The organism is Polluticoccus soli (assembly GCF_029269745.1).
In the GTDB taxonomy this organism is placed as follows: domain Bacteria; phylum Bacteroidota; class Bacteroidia; order Chitinophagales; family Chitinophagaceae; genus Polluticoccus; species Polluticoccus soli.
Window position 1 is genome coordinate 1,917,481 of record NZ_JARJHT010000001.1, and the last position, 21,292, is coordinate 1,938,772.

23 protein-coding genes are annotated in these 21,292 nt (G+C 45.7%); 14 read left to right on the forward strand and 9 right to left on the reverse strand.

What is annotated here, in order from left to right:
* Positions 1–903: 903 nt before the first annotated feature.
* Positions 904–1,647 carry a hypothetical protein gene (locus tag P2W83_RS08390; protein WP_276133269.1) on the reverse strand — a complete coding sequence of 248 codons (744 nt, stop codon included), beginning with the start codon at positions 1,645–1,647 and terminating at the stop codon, positions 904–906.
* Between the two features lie 571 nt (positions 1,648–2,218).
* On the opposite strand from P2W83_RS08390, the gene P2W83_RS08395 reads away from it, so the two are divergent.
* The 6 genes from P2W83_RS08395 to P2W83_RS08420 all read left to right on the forward strand — a co-directional run bounded on the left by P2W83_RS08395 (position 2,219) and on the right by P2W83_RS08420 (position 6,796).
* Positions 2,219–2,440, forward strand: a complete 222-nt coding sequence (locus P2W83_RS08395; protein ID WP_276133270.1) for a helix-turn-helix domain-containing protein — start codon at positions 2,219–2,221, stop codon at positions 2,438–2,440.
* Complete coding sequence (locus tag P2W83_RS08400) at positions 2,440–4,431, forward strand: DNA/RNA helicase domain-containing protein (RefSeq protein WP_276133271.1); 1,992 nt, start codon at positions 2,440–2,442, stop codon at positions 4,429–4,431. Before P2W83_RS08395 ends, P2W83_RS08400 begins: the two co-directional genes overlap by 1 nt.
* 1,221 nt (positions 4,432–5,652) lie before the next feature.
* Positions 5,653–6,000 (forward strand): hypothetical protein, encoded by a 348-nt coding sequence (locus P2W83_RS08405; RefSeq protein WP_276133272.1) that lies wholly within the window; start codon positions 5,653–5,655, stop codon positions 5,998–6,000.
* Between the two features lie 13 nt (positions 6,001–6,013).
* Positions 6,014–6,265 (forward strand): hypothetical protein, encoded by a 252-nt coding sequence (locus P2W83_RS08410; protein ID WP_276133273.1) that lies wholly within the window; start codon positions 6,014–6,016, stop codon positions 6,263–6,265.
* 67 nt (positions 6,266–6,332) lie between these two features.
* A complete protein-coding gene (locus P2W83_RS08415) occupies positions 6,333–6,482 on the forward strand; it encodes a hypothetical protein (RefSeq protein ID WP_276133274.1) in 150 nt (49 codons plus the stop codon).
* 119 nt (positions 6,483–6,601) lie between these two features.
* On the forward strand, positions 6,602–6,796 hold the full coding sequence (locus P2W83_RS08420; RefSeq protein ID WP_276133275.1) for a hypothetical protein: 195 nt from the start codon (positions 6,602–6,604) through the stop codon (positions 6,794–6,796).
* Between the two features lie 169 nt (positions 6,797–6,965).
* Here the strand turns inward: P2W83_RS08420 and yidD are convergent, their stop codons facing one another.
* From yidD to mscL, 5 genes are all read right to left on the reverse strand, one after another.
* A complete protein-coding gene (gene yidD / locus P2W83_RS08425) occupies positions 6,966–7,217 on the reverse strand; it encodes a membrane protein insertion efficiency factor YidD (protein ID WP_276133276.1) in 252 nt (83 codons plus the stop codon).
* A complete protein-coding gene (locus P2W83_RS08430; RefSeq protein ID WP_338090246.1) occupies positions 7,214–7,663 on the reverse strand; it encodes a ribonuclease P protein component in 450 nt (149 codons plus the stop codon). The genes yidD and P2W83_RS08430 overlap by 4 nt, the downstream gene beginning before the upstream one ends.
* Positions 7,635–7,790, reverse strand: coding sequence for a 50S ribosomal protein L34 (gene rpmH, locus P2W83_RS08435; RefSeq protein WP_276133277.1), 156 nt, complete (start codon positions 7,788–7,790; stop codon positions 7,635–7,637). Before rpmH ends, P2W83_RS08430 begins: the two co-directional genes overlap by 29 nt.
* A gap of 132 nt (positions 7,791–7,922) precedes the next feature.
* Positions 7,923–8,684, reverse strand: coding sequence for a phosphoglycerol geranylgeranyltransferase (locus P2W83_RS08440; RefSeq protein ID WP_276133278.1), 762 nt, complete (start codon positions 8,682–8,684; stop codon positions 7,923–7,925).
* Between the two features lie 64 nt (positions 8,685–8,748).
* The gene (gene mscL / locus P2W83_RS08445) at positions 8,749–9,186 is read right to left on the reverse strand and encodes a large conductance mechanosensitive channel protein MscL (RefSeq protein ID WP_276133279.1); all 438 of its coding nucleotides are present in this window, start codon (positions 9,184–9,186) and stop codon (positions 8,749–8,751) included.
* 198 nt (positions 9,187–9,384) lie between these two features.
* Here mscL and P2W83_RS08450 point away from each other — a divergent pair, with 198 nt between their 5' ends.
* Genes P2W83_RS08450 through P2W83_RS08465 form a run of 4 tightly spaced genes read left to right on the forward strand, consistent with a single transcriptional unit; the run spans position 9,385 to position 15,968 of the window.
* Positions 9,385–10,008: a TetR/AcrR family transcriptional regulator gene (locus P2W83_RS08450; protein ID WP_276133280.1), complete on the forward strand. Its 624-nt coding sequence runs from the start codon at positions 9,385–9,387 to the stop codon at positions 10,006–10,008.
* Positions 10,005–11,351, forward strand: coding sequence for a TolC family protein (locus P2W83_RS08455; RefSeq protein ID WP_276133281.1), 1,347 nt, complete (start codon positions 10,005–10,007; stop codon positions 11,349–11,351). The genes P2W83_RS08450 and P2W83_RS08455 overlap by 4 nt, the downstream gene beginning before the upstream one ends.
* A 39-nt stretch (positions 11,352–11,390) precedes the next feature.
* Positions 11,391–12,485, forward strand: coding sequence for an efflux RND transporter periplasmic adaptor subunit (locus tag P2W83_RS08460; RefSeq protein ID WP_276133282.1), 1,095 nt, complete (start codon positions 11,391–11,393; stop codon positions 12,483–12,485).
* 24 nt (positions 12,486–12,509) lie between these two features.
* Entirely contained in the window at positions 12,510–15,968 is a 3,459-nt protein-coding gene (locus P2W83_RS08465; protein WP_276133283.1) for an efflux RND transporter permease subunit, read from the forward strand.
* 76 nt (positions 15,969–16,044) lie between these two features.
* Here the strand turns inward: P2W83_RS08465 and kbl are convergent, their stop codons facing one another.
* The gene (gene kbl / locus P2W83_RS08470; protein WP_276133284.1) at positions 16,045–17,247 is read right to left on the reverse strand and encodes a glycine C-acetyltransferase; all 1,203 of its coding nucleotides are present in this window, start codon (positions 17,245–17,247) and stop codon (positions 16,045–16,047) included.
* A 173-nt stretch (positions 17,248–17,420) separates the two neighbouring features.
* Here kbl and P2W83_RS08475 point away from each other — a divergent pair, with 173 nt between their 5' ends.
* The 3 genes from P2W83_RS08475 (at position 17,421) to P2W83_RS08485 (ending at position 19,552) form a co-directional block, all read left to right on the forward strand.
* Positions 17,421–18,140 carry a carboxypeptidase-like regulatory domain-containing protein gene (locus tag P2W83_RS08475; RefSeq protein WP_276133285.1) on the forward strand — a complete coding sequence of 240 codons (720 nt, stop codon included), beginning with the start codon at positions 17,421–17,423 and terminating at the stop codon, positions 18,138–18,140.
* Positions 18,141–18,270: 130 nt separating this feature from the next.
* Complete coding sequence (locus tag P2W83_RS08480; RefSeq protein ID WP_276133286.1) at positions 18,271–18,924, forward strand: DUF6766 family protein; 654 nt, start codon at positions 18,271–18,273, stop codon at positions 18,922–18,924.
* 31 nt (positions 18,925–18,955) lie between these two features.
* Positions 18,956–19,552, forward strand: a complete 597-nt coding sequence (locus P2W83_RS08485) for an acyltransferase (protein ID WP_276133287.1) — start codon at positions 18,956–18,958, stop codon at positions 19,550–19,552.
* Between the two features lie 74 nt (positions 19,553–19,626).
* Here P2W83_RS08485 and P2W83_RS08490 read toward each other — a convergent pair whose 3' ends face one another.
* Positions 19,627–19,989: an ArsR/SmtB family transcription factor gene (locus P2W83_RS08490; RefSeq protein WP_276133288.1), complete on the reverse strand. Its 363-nt coding sequence runs from the start codon at positions 19,987–19,989 to the stop codon at positions 19,627–19,629.
* 164 nt (positions 19,990–20,153) lie between these two features.
* A complete protein-coding gene (tsaB, locus tag P2W83_RS08495; protein WP_276133289.1) occupies positions 20,154–20,852 on the reverse strand; it encodes a tRNA (adenosine(37)-N6)-threonylcarbamoyltransferase complex dimerization subunit type 1 TsaB in 699 nt (232 codons plus the stop codon).
* Between the two features lie 42 nt (positions 20,853–20,894).
* Between tsaB and P2W83_RS08500 the strand changes: the two genes are divergently transcribed.
* The gene (locus tag P2W83_RS08500) at positions 20,895–21,275 is read left to right on the forward strand and encodes a RidA family protein (protein WP_276133290.1); all 381 of its coding nucleotides are present in this window, start codon (positions 20,895–20,897) and stop codon (positions 21,273–21,275) included.
* The last annotated feature ends 17 nt before the right edge of the window (positions 21,276–21,292 follow it).

Here is a 21,292-nt window from a genome sequence, read left to right on the forward strand (position 1 = left end):
ACGCTGTCATTCGCCCAATAGCGCTGTCATTCTGAACGCAGTGAAGAACTCTTCTCACCGAAGGTAATCTGCCTGGCACAAGTGCAGAAGCCTAATAGATTGAAAATTCTTTTTGCAGCCGGCTGGGTTACTACTATGGAGCATCCGTTGCTGCCTGCCCCGTCCGATAGGCGGGGTCGCACTCTTGTACGGTGGAAGTCGGGAGACAATTATAATCCTAGGTTGTCGAAAATAAAAACGCCGGTGATTGTGGAAAGACTAAACTTTAGAATTTCACCATCTGTTTCATCTTCCAATAGATACTCATCCCCGTTTATGGCGATGATCTTATATTCGATACCACAAATAGTAATTTTGCTGCCGACCGTTAATATTTTAATAAACACAGGCTAAAAATTAGAACTATCATGTTTGACCAAAAAGTATAAGCGCCCTCCAGAATATAAAGCATAATACCCCAAGTATCAGAAATCTGAATTGCCAGTTAAAGTTTATTACTCCTTTACGTTGGTATTTGCGATTCATGTGATGCCCGTAAGCAGCTTGATCCGGGTCGTCTTTAAGAATTAGGATGTTCGCTCTAGTTACGCTCATTATGTTCAGAATGTACCAGCACCCACAGATAAAGCTCATGACCCAAAAGAAAACTGCAAAAGCTAGGGGAATCATGGAAACCGTTGGCTTCGTCGATTTCGTCAGCTCAACTGTGTAAGCAATTGACGAAATACAGACTGCTAAAATAAAGTAGGTATACTTTTCCTGGACCTTAGTCAGTCTTTCGACTAAAGTTTCAAGATTGTCCCTATCTCTTTCTCTATCTGACACTTTATTTGATTTTTATGAAAGATAAGAAATGACAAGAACTATTGTGGAGAGGGCTTGTTGGAGCCGGCTGAGTTGCTGCTATGGAGCACTTACGGCGTTGGCAGCGTTCATTGTTTGGTAAATGTGGTCGAAATATTTGTCTATATCCTGGTTGATTTCTTCATTTTCTTGGAGCGGTTTTCCTTCAATTCCCGCCAGTACGACGTTCATTTTTTTATGTCCATTAACCAGATATATCTTATTTGCGATATCGAAGATTAGATCTTCAATTGATTCAATGGATTGTTTGAAAAATTTTTCGTCCATTTTGTTGAATAGGAGCTTTTTTATCCTTTCTGTACTTTCTTTTAAGTTTTCATCCTTCTCACTTGTTGCAATTAGATCGATTTTGCTTTTTAAAGTGTCAAACTGGCTTAAAATACTCTGCTTCCCATTTAGGTGAAATGCGAGCACTGGATCTACAGCTGATAGATTTATCACCGTTGATCGGAAGCCGGCCTCAAGATCCTCATAGCTGTTTTTAAGAACATCGTTCACTAGGTTTACTATGACTGGTGAAAACAGTTCTGACACTGTGTTAACCATTTCTGGAGTGGGGTTTTCAGAAAACCGCTTTACAAATTTTTGTGCGTAAAAATCGATGGCTGGTGTTAGATGGAATTTAGGTATCAACGCTCTAAATTCAAGTAGAAAAAATAGCGCTTCTTTGCGTTTGCGATTATCTTCTTTCCTGCCTTTGTACCACTGGGCGATATGGCTAATAATTACGCCGAGTAGGCCACTTCCGATTGCAACTAAAAATGGGATATAGTCTTTATTCACAAGGCTGAGTTTTTAGAATTCTACAAAAAGAAAGGGAGATCTTATTCCAAACTAGATAAAAGGAGTTGAAAATCAAATCTAGAATGCTGAAAACCGGCTTGATGCTATTACACGGCGTTTAGCACTAGCCAAGCTTATCGGTCGGACTGTTGTCAGTGCCCCATAGCCTCGGCGCTAAAAACGAAGTTACTAATTCGGAGTTTTCACAGCGGAAATGAGAAATAGGAAGTCGCTTATGTCGCCTTTTGTTGGCGCTTCGCTCGTTTCTTGCACATCGTCAAACTCATGCCACGTATGATCTAGTTCATTATCCCATGTTCCAAAGTGTAAATCCCTCAGTTTCCATCTATCAACATAGAACCATTCTCCGTCAATTAAGCACGCTCTTATTCTGTTTCGTACCTGTTCTAACGCCATTCCAGTTGTATTAGTAAAAACAACCGTGTCGTGTTGTTTATAATTTCCGGCGTCTCTGTATAAGTACGAAAGTGCAATATTCATAAGCGAATATAACCAATGACACTTAAAGTCCGTTGACTTAAAAGCCACATCCAGATACCTTGTTGTCGTAATGGATATCAAGGGTAAAGTAGGACAGCGGGTCAGAGAGTTAAGACACGAATTGCGCTTGTCGCAAGAAGCACTGGCCAATAAGGCTGGCGTCGATAGGACTTATATGACCGATGTCGAGAACGGGCGCAGGAACATATCTGTGGAGATTCTCGAGAAGATTATTCTTGCCCTTGAGACATCCTTTCAAGATTTTTTCACCGCTAAAGAGTTTAAAAAGTAATGGGAGCATTTTACTTAAACTCTATCGGTGGTTTCCTTAAGCATGATGATAATGCGATTATTGGCAAACTCACGAAGCAAGGTGCAAATTCTGGTTTTCATCAACAGCTACACAGTCAAACAGACTCTTGGGACATTGCAGTTCCAATTTTGAAAGCAAATTTTAAGCAGTTAATCTCCGATGTCGATCGAGCAAAAGATTGGACTATATTGTTAGAATACCCAATAGTAAGACGAGACAAACGAATAGATATTGTCTTGATTGCGGATTCTATTATCATCGTCATTGAGTTCAAGGCAAGTAAGCCTAATTATTCAGGTGGTGGTGAGCATCAGCTTTTAGATTACTGCCTTGATCTTAGAGATTTTCACTTCGAATCGAGAGACAAAATAATCGTACCGATACTGCTCATTCCAAATACTAGAGCTAGGAAAATTGATTTGCAATTTTCTAGTGATTTCGTTCAGCAAACACTTTTTGCTAATGATAAAAATCTAAATGATTTGTTGCGGCAAATTGCCTCTATTAGCCATAAACGTGGTAGGATTAATGCAAATAGCTGGAATCAAAGCTCATATGCGCCAACTCCTACTATCATCGAAGCTGCGCGAGTATTATTTGCCGGACATTCAGTAGAAAACATAACGAAATCGCATGCTGGAGCTACGAATTTGACTAAGACGACTGACGCAATTGTTAGTGCAATTAACAAAGCTCGAAAAAACCGCGAGAAGCTAATATGTTTTATTACTGGAGTTCCTGGCGCGGGTAAAACTTTGGCAGGCTTGCATATTGCACATCATTCCGACTTTCAAGCAAAGGACGTATCCCTTGCTACGTTTTTATCGGGCAATGGCCCGCTCATAAAGGTACTACGGTCTGCACTTGCGCGAGACGCAAAAACAAGGTTAGCAAAAGAAGACAAAGCTGTTAAAGAAAAGGAGCAGGAGAGAATTATCGCATTTATTGAAAATGTGCACCGCTTTATTGATGGATACTTTGAAAACAAAAAGGCTAAACCGAATAATCAAATTGTAATTTTTGATGAAGCACAAAGAGCATGGAATGCGAAACAGTCTATGCGGAAGTTCAAGCGAGATTTTTCAGAGCCGGACTTGATGCTTGAGATAATGGACAGACATAAAGATTGGGCTGTAATTGTGGCTCTGATTGGTGGAGGGCAAGAAATAAATACAGGTGAAGCGGGTCTGCGCGAATGGGGCAATAAATTAAAAACAAAGTACAAACATTGGCGTGTGTACGTGTCACCGCAATTGGAGGCCGGAGATCATAGTACGGGGGATTTGACTTTATTTGAAACAAAGGTCAAACACGTCGACGTAACACGTGTGAAGGATTTACATTTAGATGTTTCCTTGCGTTCTTATAAAGCAGAGAAATTGTCAGAATGGGTTCAACAACTTCTAAATAACAGACCACAAGCTGCCGCGACCCTGTTTGCAACGTATTTGCATAACTATCCGATAGCTATTACAAGAGATTTAGATGCCGCAAGGGAGTGGTTAAAAGAAAGAGATAAAGGGACGAGACGTGTAGGTTTAGTTGCCAGTTCAGGCGGACGCAGGCTTAGGAAACAAGGTCTTGATGTAAAAGGCGAATTTGATGCGGCCAGTTGGTTTCTGAATGACAGGGAGGATGTGAGGTCATCATATGCATTAGAAGTTCCTGCAACGGAATTTGGAATTCAAGGTCTGGAACTCGATTGGACCGGTGTTTGTTGGGATCTAGACCTCCGTAGGCATAAAGATGACTGGGATTTTAAACTGTTCAAAGGAACAAAGTGGACGAATGTAAAAGGCGTTGAAATGCAGCGATTCATAACGAATAAATATCGTGTGCTCCTTACTCGGGCAAGGGAAGGAATGGTGATATATGTTCCTGTAGGCGATGAACATGATAAGACAGCACCACGAAAGGAATACGACGCGATTTATTCGTATATGATTTCTTGTGGTGTGCCTGAGCTTTAGTCTTCATCTTCAGTCACTAAAAATACATTCAAGCAACTTTCATTAATGCAAAAGTGAGCTTCCCATTTGGCATTGGTATGCATGAAGCAATCGAAGAAAGTTCTTGCGCCACATTTAGGGCAGGTCATTGGCTGGTCGTTCATGAGCCATACGAAACTAGTATCAAGCAGGAGCATGCTGCAAACGTAAACTGAACTATTGGGCTGGTCAATCGGAAATAAGTGAACTTTCTGTTTCGCGAGATTCGATATCACTAGAGGCCACCCCTCTCCCGTCATTGCGAGGAACGAAGCAATCTCGCGCAAACATGGGCTTGTTTAACACCAATCAGTTTGGGACGGTGCGGTCAATGTAGAATGTCGATGCCTGACGTGTGGCAAGATTGCTTCGTACATATTTGCATTCGCAAATACTGCCTCGCAATGACGTTTGGTAGTTGGACGCTTGGTGGTGGGGTGGAGAATGACGGGAGTGAGTAGACATCCTGCCGTACAAGGGTGCGACGCAACGGGTGCTCCATAGCAGCACCGCCAGCTGGCTGCAAAAATCCTCTACAATTATCGTAAAAATATTGTATATTTGTAGTAGTAAAACCTTGCTATGCAAATACCTATACAACCCATCAGCTACCCTCCATACCTCAGCAGCTCAACCCTGCCAGGTTATTCCGTTTTGTTTCCGGAGTTTGTTCTCTGCTTTAGAAATCACCCCAAAACGGCAACAATCGGCAACAAAAAATACAGCTGTGCGCTGCGAGTTTATGATCCTGTCATTGATAATCAATCAGCAACGCGCACAGCGGCAACAACAGTTCGTGGATTCATGACAAAAGCGGCAACATTTGCTATCAACGGATATGAGAATCGCTTATTCGTCAGCAGTGCTGGCCTCAGCTACCACCCCCGGCCCCTCCTTAAATCAAGGAGGGGAGTTTGAGAAAAAGCACCGAAAATGTGTTGTAAAAGCGAACAAATTGAAGTGAAGACCCCATCCTGTAGCGGTTTTCGTGGAGTAGCATAGTTTGAGGTTTGTAATATCCGCGATTAGACACCAGAGCTTATGATTTTGGTCAAAAAAACTACGGGCTGATTCACATTTGTTTAACTGTTATCAGGCTGTACCGTAGCCTCAAGCTCATGCAAATGCGGCACAATCCTTTGAGTTAACTTCAGGATAACTAACCCCGGAATCGCCAGTCCGGGCACCCTAAATCACCAGTTTATGCGATCCTTTATTATCACCGTTACCTATATGGGCAATCCCATTATATTGCGTTTTGTAAATGAGAACAATACTATCGATGCCGGCTTCGAGGTGGAGTCTGTTAACAATAAGGCGTTTCCCCATTTTCATGTAGAGGGCCGCGATAAGGAGTGGCACATTGTGGGCAAGGTGCCCGCCGAGATGTATGGCCTGGAGCCGCGCCTCAGCGAACTGATCTATGAATGCCTGCATGAGGGCCCGGCTGCTGCTGCACCGCCTTACGCACAGCGCTCTTCAAGCCACCCCGCTGCTACACAGGCCCAGCTCAGGTCGCTACCAAGAGGAGAAGAAGTTGAACGTCACTAATAAAACCGTCACCATGAAGAAACCTCACTTAAAATGCCCGGGTTGCTCTGGATCTAATTTTCAGCTACATGAGATCTCCATCGCCAACCCTCAAACCAAAGAGGAGGCCGAGACCAGCAGCGCTATCGTGGTATGCGGCGACTGCAGTGCCATCGTGGGCGTATTGTCGCCTCCATATCCACCAGCCAAACACCTTGGAATAACCATTGTGCCGGTGGTGCATGCTCCCTACCAGGAAGGAGCGTATGGTGAGGAGTCTTGTTAAAACTATGTTGTATGATGTGCGCTGGCTTGGTGTTTATCGGTGAGCTAGATAGTTAAAGAATAGTACTATGGAAAACGTGATTCAAACGGTGAAGAAAAATAAGAAATTGAAAGTGGCCAGGGCGCTATTTGGTATGTTGACAGCGGCTGTTAGCTTGTATGTAGCTGTAGAGAATTTCCGCAAGCTGCGGAAAGGCCCGCAGTTGAAACTGGAGTAAACGCAGTGTTATAGTATTGTCAAAAGCGGCGGTAGCGTACAGTTTGGTGCGTTTTGTGCGTTAACTTTAGTGAGGCTCAGCAGTCTAAAGAAGTAGGTACGAAAACGAGGAGGTTTGGAATGAAGACGTTTAAAGTCATATTCGCCAAGAACGAAATTGTAGTTTGCCTGGAAAGCAATGCCAGGATGCCCCGCGAAAAAGACATCATGTTTGAACAGAACAATGGCAACCTTATCTACGCTCTTGTGAGAGCATCGGACATATCGGATGCCTGCCACAAGGCAAACTCACTGGTTGGGCAGGTAAAGCGCTAGGCACCAGGTTACAGCACATAAAAATATTTGAACTCGTCTGTTGACTCAGGAATAAGTCAATTGGCAAAGCGAAAGCCGTCATTTCTATGACGGCTTTCGTTATACCTCCCCCGACAAGTTGTTGATTTTCAATGGAGTCGTCCCTCCTAAAGGAGGGACGATATCCGCATTAAGCGGTTCCCCCTTTAGGGGGCGGAGGGGGTGGTACGGGATCATACCCATGCCCACCCCATGGGTTGCACCTCAGGAATCGCTTAAAGGCCAGCCAGCCGCCTTTCCAGGGGCCGTGCTTCTTGATGGCTTCCAGTCCGTAGGCGCTACAGGTGGGTGTATACCGGCACTTAGCCCCCAGCTGCGGCGACAAGAACGCCTGGTAGGCGCGTATCACCCAAACGAACAGGATAGAGAATAGCTTGTTCATGATGGTTCAACTTGTGGGTTGATGGCGGTTTTCAGCTTGCCCATGCCCTTGAGTACGGCCTTCATCACCTGTTCCTGTGTGGGGTTGGCGGTGGTATCGGTATAGAGGATGAAGAGCTGGATCTGGGTGTCTTCGGGTATAGCGGGATAGAGCTCCTGCTTTTGCAGGCGCCATGCTTCGGCCATCAGGCGGCGTATGCGGTGGCGGGTCACCGAGAGGCGGTGCTTTTTCTTAGGCACAGAGAAACCCACCCTGACAGGAGAGGGCTCAGCGCCGCGCGGCACGGCTTGATAGATGAACTTGAGCGGAAAAACAGAAAACGCTTTCCCGGTACGGAAAAGCGTATCAATATGCTGCTCGCGCTTAAGCCGCTCGTATGCTTTGAAAGTATTACGAATGGCAGTTGAGTTTATGCGATTACTTAAGACGGCGTTCGTCAGAAACAGTCAGTTTATGGCGACCTTTTGCACGGCGAGAAGCCAATACTTTACGGCCGTTCGCAGTTTCCATACGCTTACGGAATCCATGCACATTCTTACGACGACGGCGAGATGGTTGAAAAGTACGTTTCATATTCTAATTTTTTGTTCCTGCCGGAGCAGGGAATTTCTTTAAAGGGAGTGCAAAGGTAAAGGAAATAATGAAAACCAAAAAATCTGAACGGCAGATTCTGGTGAATTTTCTGATTATCAGGGCAAAAATAGGCTATTTTACTGCAACGCCTGATCCTTTTGAGGCTTGAGCAAGGTCGCGGATCAGCATCGGATCCTTTTCGATGGCGTTACCTACCACTACAACGGTAGCGCCAGCCTGGCAATTGGCGTAGACTTTTTCCGGTGTCTGGATGCCGCCACCCACAAATAATGGAATTTGGGTATGTGAGGCTACTTTATGGATCATCTCTTCGGAGATGGGGTTTTGAGCACCGCTGCCGGCGTCCATATATAATATATGCTTGCCTTGCATTTCGCCAGCCCATGCTGTACACAAGGCTATTTCGGGCTTGTTGGCTGGCAGGGGAGCGGAATTGCTCATATATGATACGGTCGTTGCAGCACCGCCGTCAACTACCATATATCCGGTAGAGATCACTTCGAGTCCGCTGGCTTTGACTAAAGGGGCAGACACCACGTGCTGGCCAATGAGTAGGTCTGGGTTGCGGCCGGAGATAAGGGAGAGGTACAACAGGGCATCGGCATAAGGTGTGACTTGTGCCGGGCTCCCCGGGAAAAGTATTACAGGTATCTGGCTCTCGGCTTTGAAGCGCTGGATGCAGGCATCCAGCTCGTGAGAAAGTAAAAGGCTGCCACCCATTAACAGATAATCTACGCCAGCATCGTTACAGAGTTCGGCTAGATACTTCATTTCGGAAGGGGAAACTTTGTCGGGATCCACCAATACGGCGAAACCGGAGTTTCCTTTTTGTTTCCTGGTGAGCAGATCCTGGTAGATTTTTCCTGTGGCCATATATCCCTGTCTATCGATACAAAAATGCGCAATTAATTGCGTTTATGCCAAAAAAACTGCGTATTTATTTATCCTGTTTCAATAAGTCTCTTATTTCCATTAGTAACTTATCAGTAGAGCTGGGGCCCGGCGGCACAGCTTCAACAACCTGTTGAGTTTTGAGTTTATTGAGGGTTCGGATGGCTACGAAGATGAAGAAGGCAATGATCAGGAAGTCGACAATGGTCTGTACAAAATGGCCCCAGGCAAATACATTGGCGCCGGCGGCTTTGGCCTTTTCTAGCGAGGCGTAGACATCGCCATCTTTACCGGGTGATAGCACGATGAACTTATCGGCCACGTTCATATCGCTTTTGGTAGCGGCAGCTATCAGTGGCATGATGACATCGTCAACCATCGCAGTAACGATCTTGCCAAATGCGGCGCCTATAATAACACCGACCGCAAGGTCGAGGACGTTGCCTTTAACTGCAAATTGCCTGAATTCGGACCAGAAACCCATGTATGTGTGATTTTAGATAAAGCTAAAGTAATCTTTTCCGGAAAACCAGTCATCGAGGCGGAAAAAGACCGCATTGAAACGGTTACTGGTTGTGTCGTGCTACATTCCAATTAGTTTTCTTGATAAGCCTCATAGAAACAATAGATACTGAGGAAACGTTTTTTGTGGAAAATGTTTCCATAGTTTTGCGTCCGAATTATGGAACCTCTTATTAAAATACTCAGTGCGTCTGCCGAGCTGTTCCGCCAATACGGCTTCAAGGCGATCACGATGGACGACATAGCGCGCCGGGCGGGTATTTCGAAAAAGACGCTCTACCAGCACTTCGCTAACAAGCACGAAGTGGTAAACGAATCGGTGACGTGGTATAAATGCCGCGTTGCGGAGGGCTGCCAGGCTGCGATAGACTCTTCTGAGAATGCCATAGACGCCATGCTGCGTACGCAGATGCTGCTTGATCAGACCTACAAGCAGATGAACCCGATGGCCTTGTTGGAAATGCAACGTTTTTTTCCCGAAGCCTACGAGCTGTTTCGCAATAAGCTGATGGAAGACGACGTGAAGATGATCAGGGATAACATAGAACAGGGCATAAGGGAAGGTTTGTACAGGGAAGGTATAAATGCTGACTTCCTGGCGCGGTACAGGCTCGAGACCTCACTTATCATGTTTCAGCCCAACCTGCTGGTGAACGAGCGCTACGACCTGATGTTTGTTACCCACGAGATCTGCGAGCACTTCCTGTACGGCATCATGACCACCAAAGGAGAAAAATACTACCACAAATACAAAGACAAATACTTAAAGCAAGTTTCAAAATGAGACGCCTAGTTTTATCATTAATCACACTAGTACCATTTATAAGCCTGGCACAGCCCAGGCCGCTACATCTGCAGGAAGCTATGGACTATGCTGTTAAAAACAACATGGTAGCCCGGAATGCACGACTGGACATACAGATACAAGAAGCCCGGAATGCAGAGATCACTGGTCTTTCACTTCCACAAATAAACGGTGAAGCCAAGTATACACAGTTTACTGATCTGCCTGCGCAGTTTTTTCCCGGAAGATTTGCTGAAGCTTTTACCGGGAAGCCAGTGAAAAATGCTGATGTCTATCAACCCGTTCGTATGTCGCCGGTATATGGAACTTCTGCTAACTTGACAGGTTCACAGTTGCTTTTTGACGGAAGCGTTTTGGTAGCATTGCGTGCACGTAATACCGTATTGAAATTAACAGAACAAAGTGCCCGGTTTACCGAGGAAGAAATACGCTATAATGTTCAAAAGGCATATCATGCGGTTGCTATTTCACAGCATCAGTTTGTGATCTTCAGAGCATCGCTTGCAAATGCTCGTGGCATTCTGAATGATCTCATAGCTCTGCGCAATGCCGGCTTTGCGGAAAAGATAGAAGTAGACCGTGTGCAGGTGCAGGTAAACAACCTTGTTACTGACAGCATACGTGTAAATAGCCTGCTTGATCTGAGTGAGCGAGCTTTGAAATTTGCGATGGGTATGGACCTAAATGAGCAGCTTGTTCTGGTTGATACGGTTATTGAAACCAATGTCGCATTTGCCGAGGCAATGTTAAATGATGAGGTTAATTATCTGAATAGAACGGACTATAATCTGTTGCTCACGCAACTGCAACTTAATAAATACGATCTTAAACGGCACCGCTCTTCGTATTTGCCGTCTCTTGCGTTGTTTGGTAGTGCCGGATATAATTATGCCGCAGATAATTTCACGCACCTCTATCAAAACGAGTACGTATTTAGCTCTTTATGGGGGGTGACGCTGAACGTGCCCGTATTTGATGGCTTCCAAAGGCGCAATCGAGTAGTGCAAGCCAAGCTGAATGTATTGAAGACAGAGAATAATATCGAGAACATGGAGCTTGGTATCGACTTCCAGGCAGGCCAGGCGCGTACTACTTTGAAGAATAGCCTGATGGCCATGGACAATCAACGTCGTAACATGGAACTCGGTGCGTCTGTGCTGGACTTGGCTCGGAAGAAATACAAGGCTGGTGTAGGGAGTAACATTGAAGTAACGCAAGCGCAAACCGAATTGCTGCAATCACAAACCAACTATTTCCTGGCATTGCTTGAGGTGTTTAACGCACATGCAGACCTGAAAAAAGCACTTGGAGAATTTAAATAAAACTTAACCACACAACAATACTTTTTTAAAACACATAGCATGAAACGCTTCGTTTATTTAATAGCAGCAACCACCATTCTCGCTTCCTGCGGCGAGAAAACCGTTAACAAAACCGAGGAACTCACTAAACTGAAAAGAGAGCGCGCTGATCTTGACAAGAAAATATCTGCACTGGAAGGTGAAGTTGCTAAAACAACACCAACAAAAGGCACTCCTGTTTCGACTATGACTGTAACACGCGGCCAGTTCGACGCTTATGTTGATGTACAAGGACAAGTGACCGGTGACCAGAACATCTTGGCCACCTCACAAGCTCCCGGTATCGTAAAAAGTATTACAGTTCGCCCTGGTCAGCAAGTAGGTAAGGGCCAGACCCTGGCTATACTTGACGCCTCGGTAGTAGAACAACAGATACAAGCACTTGAACCGCAAATAAGCCTGACGAAGGCTTTATATGAAAAACAGCAAAAGCTATGGGCGCAGAATATTGGTACGGAAGTGCAGCTGCTTTCTGCCAAAGCATCGTACGAAGGTGTTGTAAAACAAAAATCTGCTCTGCAAGCGCAACGTGCTATGTATACTATTAAGTCACCGATAAGCGGTACAGTGGATGCGGTGGATATCAAACCGGGCGACGCTGTTAATCCTGGTATGAACGGTATCAAGGTGGTAAACATGGCTGCATTGAAAGCAACGGCATCGTTGGGTGAGAATTACCTCGGTAAAGTAAAACAAGGCGATCCTGTGAAGCTCGTGTTCGTTGAAACGGGCGATACTATTAACTCGAAGCTGAGCTATGTAGCTAGGGCGATCGATCCGATCTCACGCGCTTTCAAAGTTGAAGTAAACCTGGGTAGTAATGCTGCACTGCATCCAAACATGAGCTGCCGTATGCAGATAGCTAACTACAGGAACAAGACGGCTATCGCTGTGCCGGTACGTGTTATTCAAAAGACGTCGGAAGGCGACCTGGTGTACATAGTAGATGGCAACAAAGCCAAGGTTGTTCGCGTAGTTACTGGTCGTACTTCTGATGGCATGATTGAAATAGTAAGCGGTCTGAAAGACGGCGATGTGGTTATCACTGAAGGTTTTGAGAACCTCGACAATGGCGAAGCGGTAGCACTGCAATAAATATCACCACAGTAAAAAGTTTTTATGAAAGACGTATTCAAAGAGTTTAAACCATCCAGCTGGGCGATAGACAATCGCACGGCGATATATATACTCACCATCATCATTACCCTGGCGGGTTTGATGACCTATCTCAACCTGCCTAAAGAGCAGTTCCCGGAGATCAAGATGCCGCAGATCATTGTGCAGACATTCAATCCCGGTACTTCTCCTGAGAACATGGAGAACCTGGTGACCAAACCCATTGAAAAAGAGGTAAAGAACCTCACTGGTGTAAAAAAGGTTACCAGCAACTCATTCCAGGATTTCTCGGTTGTGATAGTTGAGTTTAACACTGATGTAGAGGTAGACAAGGCAAAGCGTGATGTGAAAGACGCGGTTGATAAAGCCCGCCCGGAACTACCACAGAATCTGCCTAACGAACCTGAAGTAAAGGATATCGACCTGTCTGAGATGCCTATATTGTACGTGAACATCTCGGGTAATTATGACCTGAACAGGCTGAAGAAATATGCAGATGATGTGCAGGATGAAATTGAAGAGCTGAAGGAAGTGAAACGTGTAGATATGGTAGGCGCGCTTGAGCGTGAGATCCAGATCAACGTGGATATGTATAAGATGACTGCGTCTGGTTTCACCTTTGGTGACATCAAAAATGCGGTTGCTTACGAGAACATATCTTCTACTCCGGGGCAGGTGTCAATGAACAACCAGAAGCGCATCCTTAGTATTCGCAACGAGTTCAAATCGGCTGACCAGATAGGCAACCTGATCGTAAAGAACCAACATGGTAAGGCCCTGTATATCCGCGACCTCGCAGAAGTGACTGATAACTTCGAAGAGCAGGAGAGTTATGCGCGCCTTGATGGTAAGAACGTTATTACGTTGAACGTGATCAAAGCCAAAGGAGAGAACCTGATCGAGGCATCGGATAAGATCATGGCGTTGATGGAGAAAATGCAGAAAGAACAACTGCCAAAGGATCTGAGCATTGTAATAACCGGTGACCAAAGTGATCAGACACGTACCACGGTGCATGACTTGATCAATACTATCATCATCGGGTTCATCCTGGTAACAGTGATCCTGATGTTCTTCATGGGTGTGACCAATGCCCTGTTTGTGGCCATGTCAGTACCTCTGTCATGTGCTATAGCCTTCCTGGTGATGCCGGGCTTAGGTTTTACACTCAACATGATCGTACTGTTCTCCTTCCTGCTGGCGTTGGGTATCGTGGTGGATGATGCCATTGTGGTGATAGAGAATACGCACCGTATATACGATAATGGTAAAGTACCGATCAAGAAAGCTGCTAAGGCAGCTACCGGTGAGGTGTTCCTGCCAGTGTTGTCTGGTACTGTAACTACGCTGGTGCCTTTCATCCCTCTGGCATTTTGGACAGGTGTTATCGGTGAGTTCATGTTCTTCCTGCCGGTTACGCTGATCATCACGCTGCTGGCATCGCTGCTCGTGGCTTATATCATCAACCCTGTGTTTGCGGTAGACTTTATGAAACCGCACGATCATGGAGCTGTGGCCAAGAAAGTAAGATGGACAAAACGCGATAAGGTAACCATGATCATCTTCCTGGCGCTGGCAGCTATTTGCTACATAGCGCAGGCTTGGGGTATGGGTAACTTCATCCTGTTTATTTATGGTTTCGTGTTACTGGAGAAATACGTATTCCGCAAATGGATACACAGTTTCCAGAACAAAACATGGCCTGCTTTCCAGGATTGGTATACTAAATGGCTGAAGCGCGCACTGGCAAGGCCTTGGGCTACGATAGGAATTATGGTTGGGGTTTTTGTGTTTGCGGGTGGACTAATGAAAGTACGCAGCCCGAACGTAGTGTTTTTCCCTGAAGCTGAACCAAACTTTGTATACGTATACCTGAACATGCCGGTTGGTACTGACCAGGCTTATACCAATACAGTGCTTGCAAAGCTGGAGGGCCGTGTGAATGGTGCATTGGGTATAGACTATAAAACGGGTAAGAAAAATCCAATCGTAAAATCGGTGATCTCGAATGTAACAGTGGGTGCGGTTGATCCGACAAGTGGTGAAGTTGGTAACTTCCCGAACAAGGGGCGTATCACTGTAGCCTTTGTAAAATTCTCAGAGCGTAATGGTGAATCAACTACCAAATATCTCGAGAAAGTACGGGCTGCTGTGAAAGGCGTGCCCGGTGCTGAAGTGACCGTTGATAAAGAACAAGGCGGTCCACCATTGCCTAAGCCGATCGTTGTAGAGATAACAGGCGACAACCTTGACTCGCTGATCGTTACCTCTGACCGTGTGAAAAAATACCTTGAGAGCAAACGCATAGCTGGTGTGGAAGAATTGCGTAGTGACTTCCAGGCAAACAAGCCAGAGATCGTGTTTGACCTTGATCGTGAGCGTATGAACAATGAAGGTATCTCCACAGGCCAAGTGGTAATGAACTTACGTACTGCAGTATTTGGTGAAGAAATATCACGCTTCCGCGATGCGAATGATGATTACCCCATCACGCTGCGCCTGCAGAAAGACCAGCGGGAGAATATTGAAGCGGTGCGTAACATGCCGCTGGTGTTCCGCGACATGGGTATGGGTGGTATAGTGCGCGAAGTGCCTGTGAGTGCGTTTGCAAATATCTATTACGATAACACTTATGGTGGTATCAAACGCCAGGATCTGAAACGTATCATCACCTTGTCATCAAACGTGTTGACTGGTTACAACCCGAACGAAGTAGTGGCAGCCATACAAGAAGAACTGAATAACTACAATACACCTGCAGGCATCAACATCCGTATGGGTGGCCAGCAGGAAGAGCAGGCTGAGACAGGTGCCTTCCTGGGTAATGCGATGATGATCTCTATCGGATTGATATTCCTGATACTGATCATGCAGTTCAACTCTTTCAGCCGCACAGTGATCATCATGTCTGAGATCATCTTCTCGATCTTCGGTGTGTTCCTGGGTGTGGGTATCTTCAAAAACGATTTCTCTATCGTGATGAGTGGTATTGGTATCGTAGCGCTGGCGGGTATCGTGGTACGAAATGGTATCCTGTTGGTAGAGTTCATGGATCTGATGCTGGCGCAAGGCATGAAACCTTACGATGCGATAGTAGAAGCAGGCCGTACGCGTATGACGCCGGTATTGCTTACGGCGACGGCCGCGATCCTCGGTTTGATACCATTGGGCGTTGGTCTGAATATGGACTTCGCATCGCTGTTCAGTGAGTTCAATCCGCACCTGTACTTTGGTGGTGATAGCGTTGCCTTCTGGGGGCCGCTGGCATGGACCATGATCTACGGTCTGAGCTTTGCGACATTCCTCACGCTGATCATTGTACCGGTAATGTGTTTGCTGGCATTCAGGGCCAAAGACTGGGTGCGCAACAAACGTCAGCAGATGGCTGCGAGCATGGCCGATGATTCAACGCACACCACAACAACACATACTACAACGAAGGTTTATACAGAACAAGAATAGGACATAGACATATAGGCTGGTAAAAAGAAAAAGCCGTCCCGATTCTTCGGGACGGCTTTTGTTATTTCAAAGAAATTTAAGCAACCTGCGCTTTCAGCACACCTAGCTCTTTACCTATTTTGGTAAAGGCTGCAATGGCTTTATCAAGATGTTCGCGCTCGTGTGCAGCAGATATTTGTACACGGATACGCGCCTGTCCTTTTGCTACTACCGGATAGAAGAAGCCGATCACGTAGATGCCTTCGTCCAACAGCTTGGCGGCAAACTGTTGCGCCAATGGTGCATCGTATAGCATGATAGGAGCAATAGCGTGTGTGCCCGGTTTAATATCGAAACCAGCTTCCGTCATTTTGCTGCGGAAGTAAGTAGTATTTTCTTCCAGTTTATCGCGCAGGGCAGTTGTTTCGCTCAGCATATCCAGCACTGCGATAGAAGCGCCTACTACGGCAGGAGCCAGTGTATTAGAGAACAGGTAAGGACGGCTGCGCTGGCGCAGCATCTCGATGATCTCTTTGCGTCCGCTGGTGAAACCGCCTGATGCACCACCAAGGGCTTTGCCCAGTGTACCGGTGATAATGTCGATACGGTCCATAACACCACACAGCTCGTGTACGCCACGGCCTGTTTTGCCCATAAAGCCCGAGGAGTGGCTTTCGTCGATCATTACCAGCGCATCGTATTTATCGGCGAGGTCGCAGATCTTATCCAGCTGGGCAATGGTACCGTCCATAGAGAATACAGAGTCGGTAACGATGATACGCGTACGGGCATCCATATTTGCCTGAAGCTGTGCTTCCAGGTCGGCCATGTCGTTGTGCTTGTAGCGGGCACGGCGTGTTTTTGTCAGGCGTACACCGTCGATGATAGAAGCGTGGTTCAGCTCATCTGATATAATGGCGTCATTTTCGCCCAACAGCGGCTCGAATACACCACCATTGGCATCGAAGCAGGCAACATATAAAATAGTGTCCTCAGTGCCCAGGAATTTAGCCAGTTTAGCCTCCAGCTCCTTGTGTATATCTTGCGTACCGCAGATAAAGCGTACCGAGCTCATGCCGTAGCCACGCTGATCAATTGTTTTGTGTGCAGCTTCGATCACTTTAGGGTGAGAAGAAAGGCCGAGGTAGTTGTTGGCGCAAAAGTTCAGCACTTTTTTACCATTTACCACGATCTCAGCGCCTTGCACCGATTCAATGATACGTTCCTGCTTATATAATCCTGCGTCTTTTATGTCCTGCAGTTCCTGCTGCAGGCGGCTGTAAAATGATGGACTAGACATATTCCTGATTTTGAGGCAAATTAACTAATAATTGCGCAAAGCCTCAATATATCAGGGCTCAACGAGTTACAGGAACTGATGAGCGCCCCTGCGGATTATATATCTTAAATAATTCCCAAATTATTCAGTATCACTTACGTGCGCTGGCGTGGTTATTATCTTTACTTCGTTGTATGAGACAATGGTTAACCATATTACTGATAATAGCCGGGTTTGCGGTAAACGCGCAAACGATGAGCGGTGTGATCGCTGACGCCCAGACCGGTATTCCTTTATATGGTGTCACCATTGTCAATACTGCTACCCAGGTATCAACCTACAGTGATGAGAATGGCGGGTTTACCATCCCCGCTAAAACGGGGGAGGAAGTAGCTTTTTCTTTCCTTGGATATAAAGACGGCAGGCGCAACATGCCGCCAACTGCAGGCACCGTAAAGGTCCGTGTTGAGCTTGAACCTTCGAGCATCCAGCTAAACGAAGTAGTGATACGCCCGGATTACACTCCTTACCAGGTAGATTCCGTGCGCAGGCACTCGACTTACCAGCGTGCACTGGCCAGGGAAAAATCAAACTTCATGAGCCCGGTGTCGATGCTGGCCGAGAAAGTAAATGGTCGTAGCAAACAGCTGTATCATTTCCAGAAGAATTTTAATAAATGGGAGAATGAACGATATGTCGATTCACGGTACACGCCTGAACTGGTGACAAAACTCACAGGTCTTACGGGCGATAGTGTTGGTGAATTTATGACTGCTCATCCCATGCCATATGACTATGCGCGTGCTGCATCTGATATGGAATTGATGATGTGGATACGGTACAACTACAGGCAATGGTCTGGTAAGGCCGGACCAGAATTAACAAAGCCGGAACAACACCTGACAAACAGATAGTCCCGATTGAAATACCAGTCGCTTGTTTTGGCGGTACCAGTTCAAGTAACCAAAGCATAGATGGCTTTGAGGGTATTGAAGCCTAAAGCAGCTATATAATATTGGTATAGTTTTTTGACCGGTCGGCCATATGAAATGGCTCAAAAACAACAGCCTGTCTATTACACTTTTAGTTTTGTTTTTGTTTAGCATCGTCGGGCAAATAGTAACCGGCCATGAAGAGCATAACCAGGAAATGCAGCAGGAAGGTGGAGTAGCTATCTCTATGAGCGATTACCTTACTTCAGGGCATTTTTTCCAGTCTACTTTCGAAAATTGGGAGAGCGAGTTTTTGCAGATGGCGCTGTTCGTCGTGCTAACAATGTTCCTATACCAAAAAGGCAGCAGCGAATCTAAAGACCCGGAAAAACAAGAAGAGGTAGACCGCGAACCGGATGCCAACAAAAAGGATGCTCCATGGCCAGTTAGAAAAGGAGGCTTGATCCTGGCTATCTATAAACATTCATTGTGTTATACGCTCTTCCTATTATTTATATTATCGTTCGTACTACACTGGTACGGCAGCCTGAAAGATTATAATGAGGAAGAAGCCTTAAAAGGATTGCCGCAGGAAACGGCCATGCAATATTTGCACAACAGCCGCCTTTGGTTCGAATCGTTCCAAAACTGGCAAAGTGAATTTCTTTCGGTGTTCGCTATTGTCGTCTTGTCTATCTTTTTGCGGCAGAAAGGCTCCCCACAATCCAAACCGGTCGATGCCCCGAATTTCGAGACCGGCGAATAGCTAAAACCAAATTCCCGCTTAATTTCGTTACATGATCTACAGCTTTAAAGGTTTTACCCCTGTGGTGCACCCAAGTTCTTTTGTACATCCACAGGCTGCCGTTACGGGCAATGTAATAATAGGTAAGGATGTATATATAGGTCCGGGTGCTGCCCTGCGTGGCGACTGGGGAGGTATTATAATTGAAGACGGATGTAATGTGCAGGAAAATTGTACGATACATATGTTTCCCGGTGTCACGGTTACCTTGAAGGAAGGCGCCCACATAGGCCACGGAGCCATCATACACGGTGCAACCATCGGCCGTAATGTGCTGGTGGGCATGAATGCCGTTATTATGGATCAGGTTGAGATAGGTGACGAATGTATCATAGGCGCATTGAGCTTTGTGCCGGCCAATAGCAAGATACCCCGCCGGTCGCTGGTGGTAGGCAACCCCGGTAAGGTCATTAAAGAAGTAAGCGATGACATGATCGACTGGAAAACCAAGGGTACACGGTTGTACCAGACGCTTCCCGCCGATTGTCATTCTAGCCTGGTAGCTACCGAGGCCCTTACCGAAATACCAGCCGACCGACCTGCCCAGGAAGCGCTATACGATACCTGGAACAAGATCAAGAACAGCTGAGCTTAAAAGAACAAACCCCGCCATTTGGCGGGGTTCAATCTCTCTCTGGATAATCTATTTAGAAGATAATATCATTAAGCTTCGTCAGAATTCACCAGTTCGTTTACAAATTTTGCCACAGAGGCGATACGCGAATGATTCAGGGCGTAGTGAATGAATTTACCATCACGCTCAGTTATAACAATATTAGCGCGACGAAGAATAGCTAGATGTTGAGACGCTACTGATTGTTCCAGACGCAGCTTAACATAAATGTCAGTAACATTCATGCGCCTATTTTCTTCCAGCAGTTTAATGATCTGCTGACGCAATTTGTGGTTAATTGCCCTCAGTGTCATTGCTGCACTTTTCACTGCCATGTAGTCCAGCTTAATCTGTTCGTTCGAACCTTCATCTTTGCGAATCACCAGCGTGTTTGCTGACATTGTGGTTTCCATTTCCATTTAAATTTTACAGAGGTTATGAATAATTTATTAAAATAATGTAACTTATGTAGATACACCGTTACTGAATGCAAACATACGACATAGTGAAATATGAAACAACAATATATTCGTAATGACTGTTAAACCACCGTTAAAATATGTTAAACACTACCGTATTACTTGTTTAATGTATTGGTTTTGTTGCTGTTATGAGTATACACATCTTTAAGGTAAAAGGGCTCTGAGTTGGCCAAATTGACAAAACCATTACAATCCAGTTGCTGAAATGCGTAATGAGCCCATGAATGAATATCTAAAATATCATTCGGTTCAACATGGATACGCCCGTCGGCTGAAAGGCTTTCCAGGTAAGGATTTTGCGATCCTGTAACGAAAATAGTTCCTGCCGTTTCAGCCAGAATAGGCTGGATATCAGCTTCAAAAGCATGGGTAGGCTCCTGTACAGCTTGCAATTTATTGTTATACGTGGTTATGAAGAATTCCTTATCGCGTGCAGGTAGAATTGCTGTATAATTGTCATATTTTAACAAATTCTTATAATATTGCTGGGCTACCAGCAAAAAGAGCCGGTTATGCATCATAAGGGGCTTGTCCAGCGCGTAACAAAGACCTTTTGCCGTCGATAAGCCAATCCTTAGGCCGGTATACGAGCCGGGACCGCCACAGACTGCTATCGCCGAAAGGTCTGAGGCCTTAATGTTTTCTTCTGCCAATACCTGGTCGATGAGACCATTAATAATAGCTGCAAAATTCCGGGAATCGGAGCTGCTACGCTGGCTAACTACCTTGCCACCGGTAGCCAGGGCTACGGTCCCTGTTTCAGCCGAAGTATCTATAAGTAAAATATGATCCATGAATAGTGGTGCAAAAGTACGGTACGCTGTACATTTGCGACTATGGAAAAAAAGATAATAGGTACAGACGCTGCTCCTGCACCCATTGGCCCTTACAACCAGGCCGTGCAGTTTGGCAATATGCTCTTTATATCTGGCCAAATAGCGCTGGACGCAGCAACCGGCGAGCTGGTACAGGGAGATATCAAAGCAGAAACCCAAAAAGTAATGGAAAACCTGCAGGCGATCCTTAAAGCCGCCGGAATGGATTTCTCGAACGTGCTCAAATCAACCATTTTCCTGATGGATATGGGCCAGTTCGCACAAGTGAACGAAGTATACGGAGGTTATTTTAAAGAAGATCCCCCCGCTCGTGAGACTGTACAAGTAGCCGGTCTGCCTAAAGGTGTGAAAGTGGAAATCAGTGTGATCGCTGCTAAATAAAATATAAAAGGGCAATG

Excerpts from the sequence above, each read along its gene's own strand:
- P2W83_RS08395 (WP_276133270.1), top strand. The coding sequence starts at position 2,219 with ATGGATATCAAGGGTAAAGTAGGACAGCGGGTCAGAGAGTTAAGACAC.
- P2W83_RS08400 (WP_276133271.1), top strand. The coding sequence starts at position 2,440 with ATGGGAGCATTTTACTTAAACTCTATCGGTGGTTTCCTTAAGCATGAT.
- P2W83_RS08405 (WP_276133272.1), top strand. The coding sequence starts at position 5,653 with ATGCGATCCTTTATTATCACCGTTACCTATATGGGCAATCCCATTATA.
- P2W83_RS08410 (WP_276133273.1), top strand. The coding sequence starts at position 6,014 with ATGAAGAAACCTCACTTAAAATGCCCGGGTTGCTCTGGATCTAATTTT.
- P2W83_RS08415 (WP_276133274.1), top strand. The coding sequence starts at position 6,333 with ATGGAAAACGTGATTCAAACGGTGAAGAAAAATAAGAAATTGAAAGTG.
- P2W83_RS08420 (WP_276133275.1), top strand. The coding sequence starts at position 6,602 with ATGAAGACGTTTAAAGTCATATTCGCCAAGAACGAAATTGTAGTTTGC.
- yidD (WP_276133276.1), bottom strand. The coding sequence starts at position 7,217 with ATGAACAAGCTATTCTCTATCCTGTTCGTTTGGGTGATACGCGCCTAC.
- rpmH (WP_276133277.1), bottom strand. The coding sequence starts at position 7,790 with ATGAAACGTACTTTTCAACCATCTCGCCGTCGTCGTAAGAATGTGCAT.
- P2W83_RS08440 (WP_276133278.1), bottom strand. The coding sequence starts at position 8,684 with ATGGCCACAGGAAAAATCTACCAGGATCTGCTCACCAGGAAACAAAAA.
- mscL (WP_276133279.1), bottom strand. The coding sequence starts at position 9,186 with ATGGGTTTCTGGTCCGAATTCAGGCAATTTGCAGTTAAAGGCAACGTC.
- P2W83_RS08450 (WP_276133280.1), top strand. The coding sequence starts at position 9,385 with ATGGAACCTCTTATTAAAATACTCAGTGCGTCTGCCGAGCTGTTCCGC.
- P2W83_RS08455 (WP_276133281.1), top strand. The coding sequence starts at position 10,005 with ATGAGACGCCTAGTTTTATCATTAATCACACTAGTACCATTTATAAGC.
- P2W83_RS08460 (WP_276133282.1), top strand. The coding sequence starts at position 11,391 with ATGAAACGCTTCGTTTATTTAATAGCAGCAACCACCATTCTCGCTTCC.
- P2W83_RS08465 (WP_276133283.1), top strand. The coding sequence starts at position 12,510 with ATGAAAGACGTATTCAAAGAGTTTAAACCATCCAGCTGGGCGATAGAC.
- kbl (WP_276133284.1), bottom strand. The coding sequence starts at position 17,247 with ATGTCTAGTCCATCATTTTACAGCCGCCTGCAGCAGGAACTGCAGGAC.
- P2W83_RS08475 (WP_276133285.1), top strand. The coding sequence starts at position 17,421 with ATGAGACAATGGTTAACCATATTACTGATAATAGCCGGGTTTGCGGTA.
- P2W83_RS08480 (WP_276133286.1), top strand. The coding sequence starts at position 18,271 with ATGAAATGGCTCAAAAACAACAGCCTGTCTATTACACTTTTAGTTTTG.
- P2W83_RS08485 (WP_276133287.1), top strand. The coding sequence starts at position 18,956 with ATGATCTACAGCTTTAAAGGTTTTACCCCTGTGGTGCACCCAAGTTCT.
- P2W83_RS08490 (WP_276133288.1), bottom strand. The coding sequence starts at position 19,989 with ATGGAAACCACAATGTCAGCAAACACGCTGGTGATTCGCAAAGATGAA.
- tsaB (WP_276133289.1), bottom strand. The coding sequence starts at position 20,852 with ATGGATCATATTTTACTTATAGATACTTCGGCTGAAACAGGGACCGTA.
- P2W83_RS08500 (WP_276133290.1), top strand. The coding sequence starts at position 20,895 with ATGGAAAAAAAGATAATAGGTACAGACGCTGCTCCTGCACCCATTGGC.